The 15435-nt window shown below is 57.8% G+C and carries 14 protein-coding genes; 6 read left to right on the top strand and 8 right to left on the bottom strand.

The window, feature by feature from the left end:
* Positions 1-101 precede the first annotated feature (101 nt).
* Both E9954_RS23570 and E9954_RS23565 read left to right on the top strand, forming a co-directional pair.
* Positions 102-1349, top strand: a complete 1248-nt coding sequence (locus E9954_RS23570) for an outer membrane protein assembly factor BamB family protein (RefSeq protein ID WP_168442532.1) — start codon at positions 102-104, stop codon at positions 1347-1349.
* Positions 1346-1717, top strand: coding sequence for a rhodanese-like domain-containing protein (locus E9954_RS23565; RefSeq protein ID WP_222847292.1), 372 nt, complete (start codon positions 1346-1348; stop codon positions 1715-1717). The genes E9954_RS23570 and E9954_RS23565 overlap by 4 nt, the downstream gene beginning before the upstream one ends.
* 12 nt (positions 1718-1729) lie before the next feature.
* On the opposite strand, the gene E9954_RS23560 is transcribed toward E9954_RS23565, so the two are convergent.
* Positions 1730-3220: a hypothetical protein gene (locus E9954_RS23560; protein ID WP_136081736.1), complete on the bottom strand. Its 1491-nt coding sequence runs from the start codon at positions 3218-3220 to the stop codon at positions 1730-1732.
* Between the two features lie 93 nt (positions 3221-3313).
* Between E9954_RS23560 and E9954_RS23555 the strand changes: the two genes are divergently transcribed.
* The 3 genes from E9954_RS23555 to E9954_RS23545 all read left to right on the top strand — a co-directional run bounded on the left by E9954_RS23555 (position 3314) and on the right by E9954_RS23545 (position 8290).
* Positions 3314-5422, top strand: coding sequence for a DNA topoisomerase 3 (locus E9954_RS23555; RefSeq protein ID WP_136081735.1), 2109 nt, complete (start codon positions 3314-3316; stop codon positions 5420-5422).
* 194 nt (positions 5423-5616) lie between these two features.
* Entirely contained in the window at positions 5617-6207 is a 591-nt protein-coding gene (locus tag E9954_RS23550; protein WP_136081734.1) for a DUF6557 family protein, read from the top strand.
* A 301-nt stretch (positions 6208-6508) separates the two neighbouring features.
* Entirely contained in the window at positions 6509-8290 is a 1782-nt protein-coding gene (locus tag E9954_RS23545) for an IS1634 family transposase (protein WP_136081733.1), read from the top strand.
* A 129-nt stretch (positions 8291-8419) separates the two neighbouring features.
* On the opposite strand, the gene E9954_RS23540 is transcribed toward E9954_RS23545, so the two are convergent.
* Positions 8420-8920, bottom strand: coding sequence for a flavodoxin family protein (locus E9954_RS23540; RefSeq protein ID WP_136081732.1), 501 nt, complete (start codon positions 8918-8920; stop codon positions 8420-8422).
* 76 nt (positions 8921-8996) lie between these two features.
* Positions 8997-9779 carry a ribonuclease PH gene (gene rph / locus E9954_RS23535; RefSeq protein ID WP_136081731.1) on the bottom strand — a complete coding sequence of 261 codons (783 nt, stop codon included), beginning with the start codon at positions 9777-9779 and terminating at the stop codon, positions 8997-8999.
* A 437-nt stretch (positions 9780-10216) separates the two neighbouring features.
* Between rph and rpoN the strand changes: the two genes are divergently transcribed.
* On the top strand, positions 10217-11635 hold the full coding sequence (rpoN, locus tag E9954_RS23530; protein WP_136081730.1) for an RNA polymerase factor sigma-54: 1419 nt from the start codon (positions 10217-10219) through the stop codon (positions 11633-11635).
* 133 nt (positions 11636-11768) lie between these two features.
* Here rpoN and yidC read toward each other — a convergent pair whose 3' ends face one another.
* From yidC to E9954_RS23505, 5 genes are all read right to left on the bottom strand, one after another.
* Positions 11769-13511: a membrane protein insertase YidC gene (gene yidC / locus E9954_RS23525; protein ID WP_136081729.1), complete on the bottom strand. Its 1743-nt coding sequence runs from the start codon at positions 13509-13511 to the stop codon at positions 11769-11771.
* Positions 13512-13532: 21 nt separating this feature from the next.
* The gene (gene yidD, locus E9954_RS23520; protein ID WP_136081728.1) at positions 13533-13766 is read right to left on the bottom strand and encodes a membrane protein insertion efficiency factor YidD; all 234 of its coding nucleotides are present in this window, start codon (positions 13764-13766) and stop codon (positions 13533-13535) included.
* A gap of 29 nt (positions 13767-13795) precedes the next feature.
* A complete protein-coding gene (rnpA, locus tag E9954_RS23515; RefSeq protein WP_136081727.1) occupies positions 13796-14293 on the bottom strand; it encodes a ribonuclease P protein component in 498 nt (165 codons plus the stop codon).
* A gap of 11 nt (positions 14294-14304) precedes the next feature.
* Complete coding sequence (rpmH, locus tag E9954_RS23510) at positions 14305-14442, bottom strand: 50S ribosomal protein L34 (protein WP_136081726.1); 138 nt, start codon at positions 14440-14442, stop codon at positions 14305-14307.
* A 249-nt stretch (positions 14443-14691) separates the two neighbouring features.
* Positions 14692-15429 (bottom strand): menaquinone biosynthesis protein, encoded by a 738-nt coding sequence (locus E9954_RS23505; RefSeq protein ID WP_136081725.1) that lies wholly within the window; start codon positions 15427-15429, stop codon positions 14692-14694.
* Positions 15430-15435: the final 6 nt, after the last annotated feature.

Raw genomic sequence — 15435 nt, 5'->3', positions numbered from 1 at the left:
GGCTTCACCTCACTTAAAGAGGTACAATAAAAAGCTATTTCATTCAATCCTTCTTTTGCGAAGGCGGAGAATCAACTATGTTGCGCTTAAATGGAGATGATATGAAACAGACTGTACTGATACTGCTCGCAACAGCAATGGCGGCACTCGGAGGCGACTGGATGCAGTGGCGCGGGCCGGAACTGAACGGGACATGCTCCGCCAAGAACCTGCCGGCATCGTGGTCGGTTGAAAGCGGTGAAAACGTGGCATGGACCTGCGACTTGCCGGGCACCGGGCAATCGACACCGGTCATCACCGGGGACCGGATCTTTTTAACCACGAGCGACGACAACCAGCTCCACGCCGTCTGCATCGACCGCAAGTCTGGCAGGATAGCCTGGAAAAAAAAGGTCGGCCAGGGACGCGAAATGCCGCGGGGCGGCAATGCGGCGCACCCCTCGGCCGTAACCGACGGCAAAACCGTCTGCTTTCTCTATGGGCAAGGGACGCTGGTTGCGTTCACGCTCGATGGCAAACAACTCTGGGAAAAGGAACTGGAAAAGGAATACGGCAGACTGGCCACCAAGTTCGGCTTCAGCTCGAGCCCCCTGCTGCACAGCGGCACGCTGTACCTTCCCCTGCTCTACCTTGCGGGAAAGAACGATCCTACTGCAAAAAACGGCACCACCTTGCTGGCCATTGATCTTCTAACCGGAAAGACCCTTTGGGAAGCCGACCGTCCCACCCCGGCCACGAAGGAATCGCTTGATTCCTACATCACGCCGGTCCTCGGCAAGCAAGGGATTATCCTGACCGGCGCCGATCTGGTGACCAGCCACGACCCCAAGAACGGCAAGGTGCAGTGGGAGTTCGATGTGGCAAAAGGCAACCGCAAGACCAATTGGCGCATCATTTCCAGCCCGGTGCAGGCCGACGACCTAACCGTGACGGCCTACCCTCGCGGCCGCACCTTGGTTGCGCTCAAACCCGGCGGCGGCAAGCGGTGGGACTACGAAGGCTATGTGCCGGACGTCTGCACCCCGGCCTATGGCGACGGTCTGCTCTATGTGCTCGATGGCGTGAAGCGCTACCTGACCTGCATCAACGCCCAGAACGGACGGGAAGAGTGGCAGGAAAAGATCCCGAGCGACAAAGGCTTTTTCGCCTCGCCACTGGTGGCGGACGGCAAGGTCTATATGCTCAACCTCAACGGCGAGGTATTCGTCTATGCCGCCGGCAGGAAGCCCAAGCTGCTTGAACAGTTCATGATGGGCGCGGATAATTCGGCGGCCTCCATCGTTGCAGTCGATGACGCGCTATACATCCGGTTGCCCAACAAACTAATTTGCGCGAGGAACACAAAATGAAAACCGTGGCAAAATATGGAATGGCGCTGGTGGTGATGGTGTTGCTTGCAAACCTTCTTTTTGGTGGCGGCGTGGACAAGGATGCCGACATCCCGACCTTGGTCAAGAACGGCGCACTGGTGATCGATACCCGCACCCCGGGCGAGTTCGGCTCGGGCCACATCGAAGGGGCCATCAACATTCCCTACGACATCGTTGCCCGCGCCATCGACCAGCGCATAACTGACAAGTCGAAGAGCATCATTGTCTATTGCCACAGCGGGGCGCGCTCGGGCGCGGCGAAGGAAGCTCTGGCAAACGCGGGCTACACCAACGTGGTGAACGCCGGCAGCCTCAACCGCATGCGCAAGCTGATGGCGCCCGACTAAGTCGTTACGGCTTTATTCGGCGGCGGGCTCCGCCGGCGGGGCGTTCCGGGCCTCTTCCTGGTGCTTGAGCCAGGCGACATGGTAGTCGTTGAGTGAGTTGACCAGCAGCTCCAGCTTGACCTCGGCGCGGAGGTTTTCGAACAGGCGCCCCCTGCCCTTGCACTCTTCGCATCGAACAAGAACCTTGCCCGCGCCTTCGCAGCCGGGGCAGATGCCGGTTCCGCCACACACCTCGCAATCTTCGTCGAAGGTGGATTGCTGGGTCTTGGCCGCGCTCTTTTTGGAGCCGCCGCCTTTCGTTGGAGCCGGGGCCTGCGTTTTCGAAGTGCATTCCGGGCATTTACCCTTTTGCTTCTCCTTGGAGCAGGTTGGGCAATCCTCCTCGATCTGCCCACTGGCCTTGCAGGTCTTGCAGACCTTGATGTAGTCGCCGATCTTCATCACCTTGTTTTTCGGGAACCGGACCTCGAGCATCAGGTTGAAGCGGTCGGCATCCGGAAGCCTGTCCTTGAGCAACGTCTGCATGACGCAGGCCGCCAGGATGTTGGTATCCATGGAGCCGTTGTATTGCTCCGACAGATAGAAACCCAGTGCCTCTTCCTTCAGCCCGGGCAAGCCGGCCACCACCTTGGGAACCCCGCTGGATTCATCACGGGTGACCGCCAGGATTTCACCATCGACCAACATGCTGATGGTGCGGACGAGATGGTAGCGGTTGACTTCGCAATAGCGCTGATCAAGCAACACGCCGCGCCCGCGGCAGTTCGCACAGGGCAGCACGAGGCGCTTCTTGCCTTCGCACTGCGGGCAGTCCCCGGTTTTTTCGCAGGCCTTGCATTCCTGGTTCGATTTCCCCAGCCCGGCCTTCACCAACCCCGTGCCTGCGCACTCGACGCACTCGCCCGTGCCTTCGCAAGAGGGGCAATCCTGCTCATACTCCTTCTTGCCATCGCATTCCGGGCACTTGTTGAAAATCTTGTCGAGCTTGAGCGCATCGATCTTATAGCCCAGCTCCTCCGTGATCAGATAGAAGCGGTTGGCCATTTCGCGCTCGTTCGAAAGGAGGCATTGGAAAACGGCCAACGACAAGCCCAGCTGCTTGGTTTCCTCGTCCGAACCCTCGCGAAGCAACCAGGTCTGCGCATCTTCGCTCAGGCCCGGCACCCGCGCAAGCACGGCGGCCGCCCGGTAGCGGTCGTCCGTCGAGACCGTCACCGGCACCGGCACCTTTTCCTCCTCCACGGCATCTTCCCCGAGATAAGCGGCCTTCCAGTCGTCGGGCAGGGTTTTGAAGTTCATGAAAAACTGTCCATCGTCGTGGACGATCATGATGCCCTCGAAGTTGCGCTTCCAAACAAACGCATTCTTCAGCACGGAGCCATCGGGCAACCTGAACTCGGCCACCGGTTGCTGGCCCAGTACCACAATCTCGTTGGCCGCGCATACCGGCGCCAGCGCCAGCAACATCCCCAGAACCCCCAACTTAAACACGACCCGAACCATACCCATCTCCATAATTGATTGAACAGAACCCGACCAATGTACAATATGTCGCATTCAAATCCAATTACGCATTACGAATTACGTTTCCGCCCTATGAAAGTCGTCATCACAGAAAAACCATCGGTTGCGCGCGACATCGCTGGCGTCCTGAAGATCACCGAGAAGAAAAACGGCTACATCGAAGGGCGCGGCTGTGCAATCACCTGGGCGTTCGGCCATTTGGTCACCCTGCTCGACCCCGGCGAATACGATCCCGAGCTGCGCAAATGGCGGCTCGACTCCCTCCCCTTCATTCCGGACGCCTTCCAGCTCAAGCTGATCGAGAACCCCGGCGTGGCCGAACAGTTCGCCACCATCAAGAAGCTCTGCCAGGAGGCCGAGGAAATCGTATGCGCCACGGACGCCGGACGCGAGGGCGAGCTGATCTTCCGCTATATCCTCGCCCTGAGCGCGTGCGAGGACAAACCGATCAAGCGCCTTTGGCTGAGTTCGCTCACGCCCGACGCCATCCAGGAAGCCTTCAAGGACCTCAAGGACGGGCACGACTACGACCCGCTCTACGCCGCAGCCAAGTGCCGTTCCGAGTCGGACTGGATCGTCGGCCTCAACGCCACGCGCTTCTTTACCGTCCGGCACGGACGGCTCGCCTCCGGCGACGACCGCGTGCTCTGGAGCATCGGCCGCGTGCAGACCCCCGTTCTCGCCATGATTGTCCAGCGCGACGACGAAATCATGAAGTTCCGCCCCAAGCCCTTCTGGGAGCTGACCACCCGCTACCGCGAAACCGTTTTCAAATATACCGGCGACCGCTTCGAAAAACCCGAAAAGGCCCAGGAGCTGCTCGATAAAATCACCGGCCAGCCCTTCGGCATCACCGGCGTCAGCGGCAAACAGAAGAAGGAGCAACCCCCGCAACTGTTCGACCTCACCACGCTCCAGCGCGAGATCAACAAAAGCCACGGCCTCTCCGCCGCCGACACGCTGGCCGCCACGCAAAACCTCTACGAATCCAAACTCGTCACCTACCCGCGAACGGACTCGCGCTATCTCAGCGCCGACATGAAGCCGCGCATCCCCGGCATCCTCGAAAAACTCAAATCCATGCGCGCCGAACAGATCGCGCCATTGAACCTGGCCAAACTGCCCTTCACCAAACGCATCGTCGACGACAAGAAAGTGACCGACCACCACGCCATCATCCCCACCGGCATCATTCCCGGATCGATCGGCCCCAACGAACAGATGGTCTACAACGCCATCACCACCCAATTCATCGCCGCCTTCTATCCCATCTGCCTCAAGAAGATCACCACCGTCGGTGGCGAGAGTGCCGAGGTGAAGTTCCAGGCCAAGGGCACCGTCGTCGTCGAACCCGGCTGGACGGTGCTCTTCCCCAAAAAGAAGAAAAAGAAAAAGCCCGATGACGAGGGCGAAGACGACGACCAGACCCTGCCGGAATTCAAGAAGGGCGAAAGTGGAAACCACGAACCCTCCACCCGCGAAGGCAAGACAAAGCCCCCCCAGGCCTTCACCGAAAACTCCCTGCTCGGGGCCATGGAAGCCGCCGGGAAATGGGTTGAAGACGACTCCTTGCGCGAAGCCCTCAAGGAGCGCGGCATCGGGACGCCCGCCACCCGCGCCGCCATCATCGAGACCCTGCTGCGCCGCAACTATATCCGCCGCGAGAAAAAGCAGATCCGCGCCACCGACATGGGGCGCTGCCTGATTGCCCTCATCCAAGACCCGCTCCTGAAGTCGCCCGAAATGACCGGCGAATGGGAAGAGCAGCTCAAGAAGATCGAGCGCGGCGAAGGAGAGGCTTCCGACTTCATGGACGGCATCGTCGGCTATACGCGCGGGCTGATTGAAAACGGCACATCAACCAAACTGGACATGGATCAACTGGGCAGTTGCCCACTATGCGGGAAAAAAGTTATCCGAGGAAAGACCGCCTATGGTTGTTCCGGATGGAAAGAGGGATGCTCCTTTGTCCTGCCCATGGAATACAAAGGCATCAACCTTACCCGCAACCAAGTGCAGGTCCTTCTGCAAATGAGGGTTCTGCCCTACGCCATCCACATCGAAGACCAGCTGCGGCTTCTGCTCCTCAGCACCCAGGGCGACCTGATGGACATCGACCTCCCCTCCGCCGACCGCCAGAAGAGCGCCAAAGACGAAGGCCGCCCAGCGAAGAAGAGGTAGAATACGCATGCCAGGCTCCTCACTTAACCAAAACAGAGAATTGGACGGTAGATAATGCCTGCACTGTATTCAGCCCAACTCGACGAATTTCAAGGCGCCAATCCAACCCAGCTGCTAGGAAAGCTGGTTGCAGGCCTCGCTGTACGAGCACATCGTTTTGATTCCCATTTAGAATCCCATCCCCAGGAACTACCATGACGTTGTACGACCTTTTCCATCGAATCGATTGGGCGGCACTCTCCAACCGACTCGCCAAACTGTACCCGGATCAAGCCAACCAATTGCCGGAATACGAGGCGGCATTCAATTCGCTACGCCTCGTTGCACCGGAGGAAACCCGCATGCGGATTATCGTGCAACAGACCTTCCGCGAAGGGCTGGACGATGAGCCCTTTGTTGAAGTGAGCGGGAAAGATGGAACCCTTAACAAGGAACAGGACGACTTCCAGTACATGAATCAAGCGTCAGAAGGCACCTTTGCCAACCGCGAGACCTCCTATGCCCTTTCACTCAGTCCATGGAACGAATGGTTGGGAATGGAAATCGACGCAGCAACAGCAGAACACTATTCCGACGAAGACATCCTGGCCCACTGCCTATGGGAAATGACCTGGCACGGTTTCGAGGAGGAATCCATACAGGAACAAAAGAAAGAACTGGATCGAAGAGTTGCCGAAATCGCCGCAATGACGGATGAGGAGAAAAAGGAAAAACTGATCCCGTGGGAAGACGTGAAGCAAAGGCTGAAAGACAAGTTCAACCGCGATGATCAGGACGAAAGCTAGAGGGGCAAACGAATGTGATACCGTCAATAATTGCAGGGAGCGAATGGTCGCATGCGTGGGGCTGCTTCGGCCCACCTTTCTTCGCATCGCGCCGAGGTCGGAAAGGCGTTGCCTATTCCAGCCCTACAAAACGGAGTCGGCATTTCATTAGCCCGTCTTTCGCTATTCGACCCTGAAAACGACTAATTTAGAGGGTGCGTACGCCGTTTTGCCCTTTATTTACCGGGGTGCGTGTTCCAAAACGGGCTGTAGTGCAGACCTTGCCCGTTGACGACTTTGTTTTCTATGGAAAAATAAGGGCATGTACTTGAGATGCCACAAGCGGTTGAAGGACGGTAAGGAACATCGCTACTGGAGTGTGGTGGAAAGTGTCCGCACGCGCCGGGGCGTACATCAACGTCAGTTGCTCTATCTGGGCGAACTCAATGACAGCCAGCAGGCGCAGTGGTGTTCGGCCCTGGATGTGCTGGACGAGTCGCATGACTGCGTCAAGCAGATGAGCCTGTTCCCCGACGACCGGATGCCCCCGCCGGAGGTGGCCAACCCCGTCCAGATCCGGCTCAGTCAAATGACCCTGCGCCATCCCCGCCAGTGGGGCGGCTGCTGGCTGGCCATGGAACTCTGGAACCAGCTGGAACTCGATTCGTTCTGGGGACCGCGCCTGCCGGACAGTCGCAAAGGTACCGGATGGATCAACGTGCTTAAAACCCTTGTCGCCTACCGCCTGCTCGATCCGGGCAGCGAATGGCGGCTGCACCGCGACTGGTTCCGAAACAGCGCCATGGCCGACCTGCTCGGCGAGGACGATTCGGTGGCTGCCAAGGACACGCTCTACCGCTGCCTCGACAAGCTCTGCGAACATAAGGCCGGCCTGTTCTCCTCCCTGAAGCAACGGTGGGCGGATCTCTTCGGCGCCTCGTACGACGTGTTGCTCTACGACCTCACCAGCACCTACTTCGAATGCGACCCGCCGGAGGATGCCGACGGGCTCAAGCGCTTCGGCTACAGCCGCGACAAACGATCTGACTGTGTACAGGTCGTCATCGCGCTGATCGTCACCCCCGAAGGCTTCCCGGTCGCTTACGAAGTCATGCCCGGCAACACCTCCGACAAAACCACGCTGCCGGACTTCCTCCGCAAAATCGAAAAGCAGTACGGCAGGATGAACCGGCTGTGGATCATGGACCGCGGCATCCCCACCGAAGACGCCCTCGAACAGATGCGCGCTGAAGGCGCGAGCTACCTCGTCGGCACCCCGCGCGGACGGCTCACCAAACTTGAGGACCAGCTCTTCGCCGAGCCGTGGAAAAAAGTGCAGGAACAAATCGAAGTCAAGCTCGCCCGCGCCGGCGAAGACCTCTACGTGCTCACCCGCAGCGGCGGACGGCGCGATAAGGAGCAATCCATGCGGCGGCGCAAACTCAAGAAGCTCTGGAACCGGCTGCACCAGATCCGGGGCATGAAAAACCTCAAACGCGACGCGCTGCTGCTCAAGCTCGGTGCCGCCAGGCAGGACGCCGGAAAAGCATGGGGACTAATCGATATCCAGCTCCCCGAACCCCGACAACCCGTCACTTCCGACACCTTCGCCTTCCGCCTCAACCGGCAGAAACTACGAAAGGCCCGGCGCGGCGAGGGAACCTACCTGCTACGCACCAACCTCACCGCCGGCAACCCCGAAGAGCTGTGGAAACAATACATCGTGCTCACCGAAGTCGAGCAGGCCTTCAAGGAACTCAAACACGACCTCAACATCCGGCCCGTCTACCACCAGAAAGACGTCCGCATCGAATCGCATATCTTCGTCAGCTTCCTCTCCTACTGCCTGCAGGTCACGCTCAAGCAGCGGGCCAAGGTAAAGGCCCCCGGGCTCACGCCCCGCGCCATCCTCGAAAAGTTCAAAGCCATGCAGATGATCGACGTGCACCTGCCCACCACCGACGGCCGCAACCTGATCCTGCCGCGCTACACCCAGCCCGAAAAGGATCTCCAGCTTCTCCTGCACCAGCTCAACCTGACGCTACCGGACCAGCCGCCCCCTCGGCTTGAAGAGCTGAAAAAGAAATGTAGTGCAGACCTATGAACAGAAATGGAATAAACAAGGCACTTTTACCCGCGAATAGCGAAAGACGGGTTAGTGAAGCGTTCTAGTCCTCGGAACCGCCTAAAGGCGGGACTACATACCTTTTAATGGCGGAACTACGCACCTTTTCTAAACCGCGGCGAGGACGCCGGTGGCCCAATTGGACACGGCTTTGAGATCGTCTTTGTCCGGATGGGTTTCGGCATCCTTCCAAAGCTTTTTGCGCGAGTCGGTGGGGCCGTAGCCATGGTCTTTCGGGAGCGCCTTCATCCACTCGATCAACTCGGGATCAATGGCGCCCTGGCACATGAAACGATCCACAACCGAGCAGGACGCCAACAGTCCGGATACCGTCTCCTGGCATTCGGCGGCGTGCGCGGAATCCGGATAGGCCCCGAGGGAGAAAAACAAAGCCACCGGTTTGTCATGGATCTTGGCCATGAAGGCCTGGGCTTCCAGGTCTGCCGTGCCCTTATCGATCCAGCATCCCATGAAGATGAGATCGTACTGGGCCGGATTGGGCGCGGAAGCCATGGGACACAAATCGGCATCCGGCAAGACCAGGTGAATGGCCTCGGCCAGTTTTCTCGTATTGCCGGTCTTGCTTGAATAGGCGACTAAAATTTTCATCGAACTACCTCGTTTCGTTTAATTGTGTCTTTCCTACCCCAATCCAACGCCCCCTGTAAATCCAACAGCCTTAAAATCAGCCAAGCACCGCCTTTTGCATCTCGATGAGCTCGCCGATCCCCTTTTCAGCGAGGGTCATCATTTGCATGAGCTCATCCTTGCTGAAAGGAGCACCTTCGGCGGTGCCCTGCACCTCGATGATTTTCCCGGACTCGGTCATGACGAAGTTGGCATCCACCTCGGCGGCGGAATCTTCGAGGTAGCAAAGGTCGAGAATCGGCACTGCCTTATTAATGCCGCAACTGATGGCGGCCAGGCCCTCAACCACCGGATCTTCCTTGATCTTCCCCTCTTTCAGCAGTTGCGCAACCGCGAGCTTGAGGGCAACGTAGGCCCCGGTGATGGAAGCGGTACGGGTGCCGCCATCGGCCTGAATGACATCGCAATCGAGAAAAATCTGGCGGCGGCCGAGTTTCTGGAGATCGACCACAGCGCGCAGGGAACGCCCGATCAGACGCTGGATTTCCATGGTGCGCCCGCCAATCTTGCCCTTGGAAGCCTCGCGCTGCGTACGATCCTGCGTGGCAGCCGGCAACATGCTGTATTCCGCCGTCACCCATCCGCCGGGCACATTCTGGTAGCGCATCCAACCCGGAACGTTTTCATCCACACTGGCGTTGCAGATGACGCGCGTATTGCCCATTTCGACCAAAACCGATCCCTTGGCCGACGTTATGAAATCCTTCGTAAACCTGACCCGGCGCAGCTCATCGGCCGCGCGACCATCAATACGTTTCCCCGAATTTTCCACCACGGCATCCAGATCGATGCCCCCACTTAGATTGATTTCTTTTTTCATAGTCCGCGCAGGATGGCGAAGATGTGCACCCATTGCAACGGGAAACAGTCCCGGGAACCGGCTTCGCCCCGCCCGGACGGAAAAACTGACGGCCGTCAGTTTTTCCGTCCGGGCAATGGGGGGGGGCTCCCCAACCGGCCCGAACGCGGCCCTAACGTGATCGGTCCGCATGCCCCAGGCGCAATGACGCACCCCCGCCGCATAGGAACGGGTATCTTTTCAATAACCGCTTCGCTGAAAGTACAGATACGCCCCAAAGGGAGGGGAATGAGTCCCGCCATTGATTCAACTCGCGCGGAACCCCCGGATCGCACTGAACATTTGCATAGCGCCACACCATAACCGGCTACTGCAATGAACCGAATGCCACGGCCGTCTCCATTTTCTTTTCTAAACCTTGGCTTGAGATATGCAAGCGAATCGGTACATTGCTTGGCATGGCACACCCCGGACTAGTTTTAAGCCAGGAAATGAAGATGCAGCAGGTTCTTGCTCCGCATCTCTTCCAATCGTTGGAAATCCTGCAAATGCCGCTTCTCGATCTTCAACAGATGATCAAGCAGGAGCTATCTGAAAACCCGACCCTTGAGGCCACGGAGGAAATGGCCGATGCCCAGATCGAGATCGAACAGGGCACCAAGGATGTTGATCGAGACGAGTTCGATAACGAATTCGAAAAACTCGCCGCGCTCGGCGAAGAGTTCGACAGCTTCCAGGACCGGGGCCAGATTTCCGGCGGCGCAGACGCCGAGGAAAAATACCAGTACATGATGGATTCCTTGTCGGAGGCATCATCCCTGCACGACCAATTGCTCGACCAGCTCTCGCTTTCCGGGTTGAACGACTATGAAAAGAAGATTGCCGAGATCGTGATCGGCAACATCGATGACGATGGCTATCTCCAACTCGATGTCGAAGATCTTCTGGCATTGCCCAACTTCCCGGCGGAAACCCTCGATAAGATCCTGGATACGATCCACGACTTCGACCCGGCCGGTGTGGGAGCCCGCGATCTACGTGAATGCCTGTTGCTTCAGTTGAAGCGGAAGGGGCGCGAGAACTCGCAGGAATACCAGATGATCGACCTGCATCTCGACTTGGTCGGCCGCCACAAATACGAAGACATAGCCCGAGCCATGGGGCTGACCGTGGATCGGGTCAAGGAACTCGCAAAGGCGATCAGCAAGCTCGATCCCAAGCCCGGGCGGAACTTTTCCGAAGAGCGCATTGAATATGTAACGCCCGAGATCATCGTCGAGAAAAAGGATGGCGAATACGTCATCACCCAAAACAAGAAGCCTTATCCGCGGCTCTTCATCAGCCAGAAATATTTGCAGATGCTCAAGGATCCCAAGACCTCCAAGGAGGTTAAGACCTACATCCGCGAAAAGATTGCCAAGTCGAAGCAGTTCATTCAAAGCATCGACCAGCGGATGGATACCATCTACCGCATTGCGGTGGAAATCGTCCGTATCCAGCGCGACTATTTTGATCACGGAGTTTCCCGCCTGAAGCCGCTCAACATGAAAACGGTTGCCGAATTGCTGGAAGTCCACGAAACCACCATCAGCCGTGCCACGGCCGGAAAATACATGCAGACGCCGCGAGGCCTGCTGAGCATGAAATATTTCTTCAAGCCCGGCGTGATGACGTCCAGCGGGGAAGCCATCTCCAACGAAAGCGTCAAGGCGGCACTGGGCGTCATTGTGCGCGAAGAGGACAAGAAAAAGCCCTATTCCGATGCCAAGCTCGTCAAGTTGCTGGAGGAGCAAGGGATCCAGATTGCCCGACGCACGGTCGCCAAATACCGCGACCAGCTTCGCATCCTGCCGTCGCATTTGCGGAAGCAACATTAAAGTACTACGTACTACGTATTTCGTATTGCAATAGCCTATCTGATCGCGAGAAATCCTCGCAATACGCAATACGCATTCACAAAAAACGCGAGCCATTGCTGAACCGCGTTTTTCTGGATTTAACCCTTTGTTCCTACGCCTTCACGGTCTTCTTCCGCAGGTTGCGGAAGCCGGTCTGGGCAATCATGAGCAGGTTGCTGGTCGTCCAGTAGAGCACGAGGCCCGACGGCATGCTGTAGAAGAAGAACAGCATCATGATCGGCATCATGAACATCATCATCTTCTGTTGCTGCTGCTGTTCCGGCGTTGCGGCGGTGCCTGGAGAGGAGAGCTTTTGTTGCCAGATCATCGAGACGGACATCAGCAAGGGCAGGATGTTGAGTGATCCGACGAATGGGATGCTTCCGGCAAACAGGTTTTCCGGCTGGCTGAGGTCGGCGATCCAGAGGAAGCCGGCATAGCGCAGCTCGATGGCGTTGCGCAAAACGGTGAACAGTGCAATGAAGACCGGAATCTGGACGAACATGGGAATGCACCCGCCCATGGGGTTGACCTTCTTCTCCTTGTAGAGCTTCATGGTCTCCTGCTGCATACGCTGCGGGTCTTTCTTGTATTTCGCCTGCAGCGCCTTGATTTCGGGCTGGATCTCCTGCATGCGCTTCATGCTTTCGGTGCTCTTGTGCGTCAGCGGCCAGAAGAGGATGCGGATCAGCAGGGTTAGCAAGATGATGGCCACGCCATAGTTCGGGATAACGGCAAAGAATTTGTTCAGCGTCCAGAGCAGGAAGCGGCGCGCCGGTTCCATCAGCCAGTTCATGAAGGAAAAGGCGCCGGTGGTCTCGAACTCCATCACCTTTTCCATGCTGTAGCCGGAATCCTTCAGGACGGAATAGTTCTTGGGGCCGATGAAATAGGTGTAGTTGTTGGCAACGCTTTCCCCCGCGCCAATGACCTGTTGCTTGAATACCAGGGCAGAGGCGATGTCCTCCGGAACTACCCCCTTTTGGGATGGATCGCGGGAGGAAAGGATCGCCATCGTTGCCACCGGCTCTTCGGGGCGCAGGATCTGGACAAAAAACTTGTTTTTGGTGGAAACCCAATCGACTTCGACCCCGCTCATTTCCTCGGGGACGAGATCGATCGAAACGGGGCCGTTCTTGTCGTGCAGCTTATGGAGCTTCTTGCCCCAATAGTTGACACCGCCGGCCGGGGTGAAGGAATCGACACCGAGAATGCTGACGCCTTTCATGGCTTTCATGTCGGCCGGGTTTTCCATGCGCCCGGTCAGGATGCGGGCGTCGTCGAGCGTGGCGGCATTGGCCCCGGGGTTCGTGAAGCGGTCGCTGATGGTCAGAACATAGTCGTTGGTGAAGGAGACCGTGCGCTGGTAGACCAGGCCGGAATCCAGGGTTTTTGAAAAGGTAACCGACCGGCCGTCCCCTGCCTTCCGGATGGCGAGGGCTTCGTTGGCGCCGATGCCAGCCAATCCTTCATAGGCCAGAGCGGCTTTGTCGAATCCGATTTCAACCGGGGCACTATCCTTCTCGTTCAGCTCGGGATAATCCTGAAGGGTGGCCGATTTGATGCCGCCGCCCCAGGAGCTGAGCTCCAGTGTGACTTTCCCGTTTTCCAGGGTCTCGATGATTTCTTCGGTGGCAGGTTCTTCGACTTCGGCCACAACGGGAGCAGCTTCCGGCCGTACCACGTCTGCCGATGCGGCGGCGTTGGTGGTCACCGGGGTCGCCTCAACCACCTGCTCGGCTGGAACCGGGGTCTTGGCAGGATATTTCGGCGCAATGAAGGTGCGGTCGATGAACATCCAAACCGGGATCAACAGGGCCAACAGGATAACGGGTACTAAATCTTTTTTATTCATAGCATCTCTCTTCTCGGAAAATCATTTCTTGGGTTTCGGCACCGGGTCGAACCCGCCCGGATGGAACGGATGGCATTTGCAAATTCTTTTCGCCGCAAGCCAAAGACCGAAAACCATACCATGTTGCCTCAGGGCTTCAATGCAATACTGCGAGCAGGTGGGATGGAAGCGGCAGCGTTGCCCGAGCCAAGGGCTGACGATATTCTGGTAGCCTTTGACCAACACGATCAACACGCTGACGGCGGGGTTTCTCATCAAAGTTTCTTACCACGAAGCCTCGACGTTCACGAAGGCTTGTTTTGAATGCCCTTCGGGTGCGTTGCGCCTTCGTGGTGAAAAAATTCCAGCTCGGCGTTGTTCAGGTTTTCGTCGGTGATCAATCCGGCTTTTTGCGCCAGTTTCAGCATTTCGCGGACGACCTCCCTCCACTCGGCGCCGAGTATGCTGCGGCGTCCGACCAGTATGATGTCGAAATCGCCGGAGAAATAGGGGCGAAGGTTCCGGTAGGCTTCGCGCAGGCGGCGTCGCGCAAGATTGCGCTTGTTGGCCCGCAGGTGGACTTTCTTGCTGGTCACCACGCCCAACCGGAGCGCGGCACCTTCGCCGCTACGCAGCCACAGAACCATAAAACGCCCAACCCATTTCCGGTTCTGGGAAAAAGTTTCCGAGAAGAGCGAGGAGCGGGTGAGGCGTTGCTGTTTGGATAAACAACGATCAAGCCCGCTTTTCGGCGGGCTTGAGTCGATGGAGCAGTCCGACTCCCTCTCGTGGGGCTTCGGCATGTGGGTTCCAATTAAACTGCGGTAAGGCGCTTGCGGCCTTTCTGGCGGCGGCGCTTCAGGATGGCGCGGCCATCGGCAGTTGCCATACGCTTGCGGAATCCGCACTTGCGGGCGCGCTTGATCTTCGAAGGATTGTATGTGCGTTTCATCTCTAAATTCCCTTTGTGTTCTAAAAAGCAGGCTAAACTACCAACATATCGCCGGTTGTCAAATCCAATTACATCGATTTTGCGTGCCTCGCAATCTTACCGATTGTGAATGAATTGCGGGATGCTTGGATTGCCGGGTGACAAGACCAGCGACATCGAAAAAAAACGCCATGTCACCCGAATGCCGGCACACCATCCCCTTCGCCTCGCAGTTTCTTCCAGAAAACCAACCCTCCCTGGGAAGTTCTGCTAGGCCCCAAGCAGTGCCTTAAATCGCTCCAGGCCTTCCATATCCCTTGCATCGAGTTTGTAGTGGATGGAATGGTCGAGGTAATCGGCCCAGAAATCCTGCGATCCACCGAGTTTGCGGGCATAGCGTTCGGCAATCTCCTCGGTGGCGCGGAAGCCGGCGGCATAGGCCTTGTGGGCGATCTGGGTGACGGTCTCGATTTCGGGAAAATCCCTCCGCACGGCCCAGACCGCAAAAACAAAGGGTAGCTTGGTCCACTTCTGCCAGGCCTCGGCGAGATCGATATCGCCTGCGGGGGCCGGGGCGGCGCAGAGCGCACGGTCGCCGATCACCACGGCGGCGTCGGGCTGCTCCACCGCCTGGAAATCGAGCATTTCGATCTTCTGCCGGAAATATTTGGTGAGCAACAACTCGGCCAAGGCATTAGAGGTGGCCGAGGCCGGATCGCGCGCAACGGTTTTGATCTGCCCCATCTTCTTGCTGCATTTGAGCAACACGCTCTTCACCGGCCCATCGGCGGCAACGCCCAGCCCTTCGAGCATCGTCAGCTCCGGGTGGGCGAACAGGTGCGCCACGGGAATCAGTGCCACATCCGCGCGGCCCGCGTTAAGGTCGCGCACCAGGCAGGAGGGATGGTCGTTGACCACCCGAACCCGCGGATCGATCTCGGTCAGCTTATCCACCAAAGGCGCCGAGTTGCTGTAGGGAGCTCCCGCAAAAATTAATTCTTCCTTCATCCGCCC

Source organism: Pontiella desulfatans (genome assembly GCF_900890425.1).
GTDB classification, from domain to species: domain Bacteria; phylum Verrucomicrobiota; class Kiritimatiellia; order Kiritimatiellales; family Pontiellaceae; genus Pontiella; species Pontiella desulfatans.
Note: the sequence above shows the minus strand (reverse complement) of the source record. Positions and strands in the feature narration are given on the sequence as shown.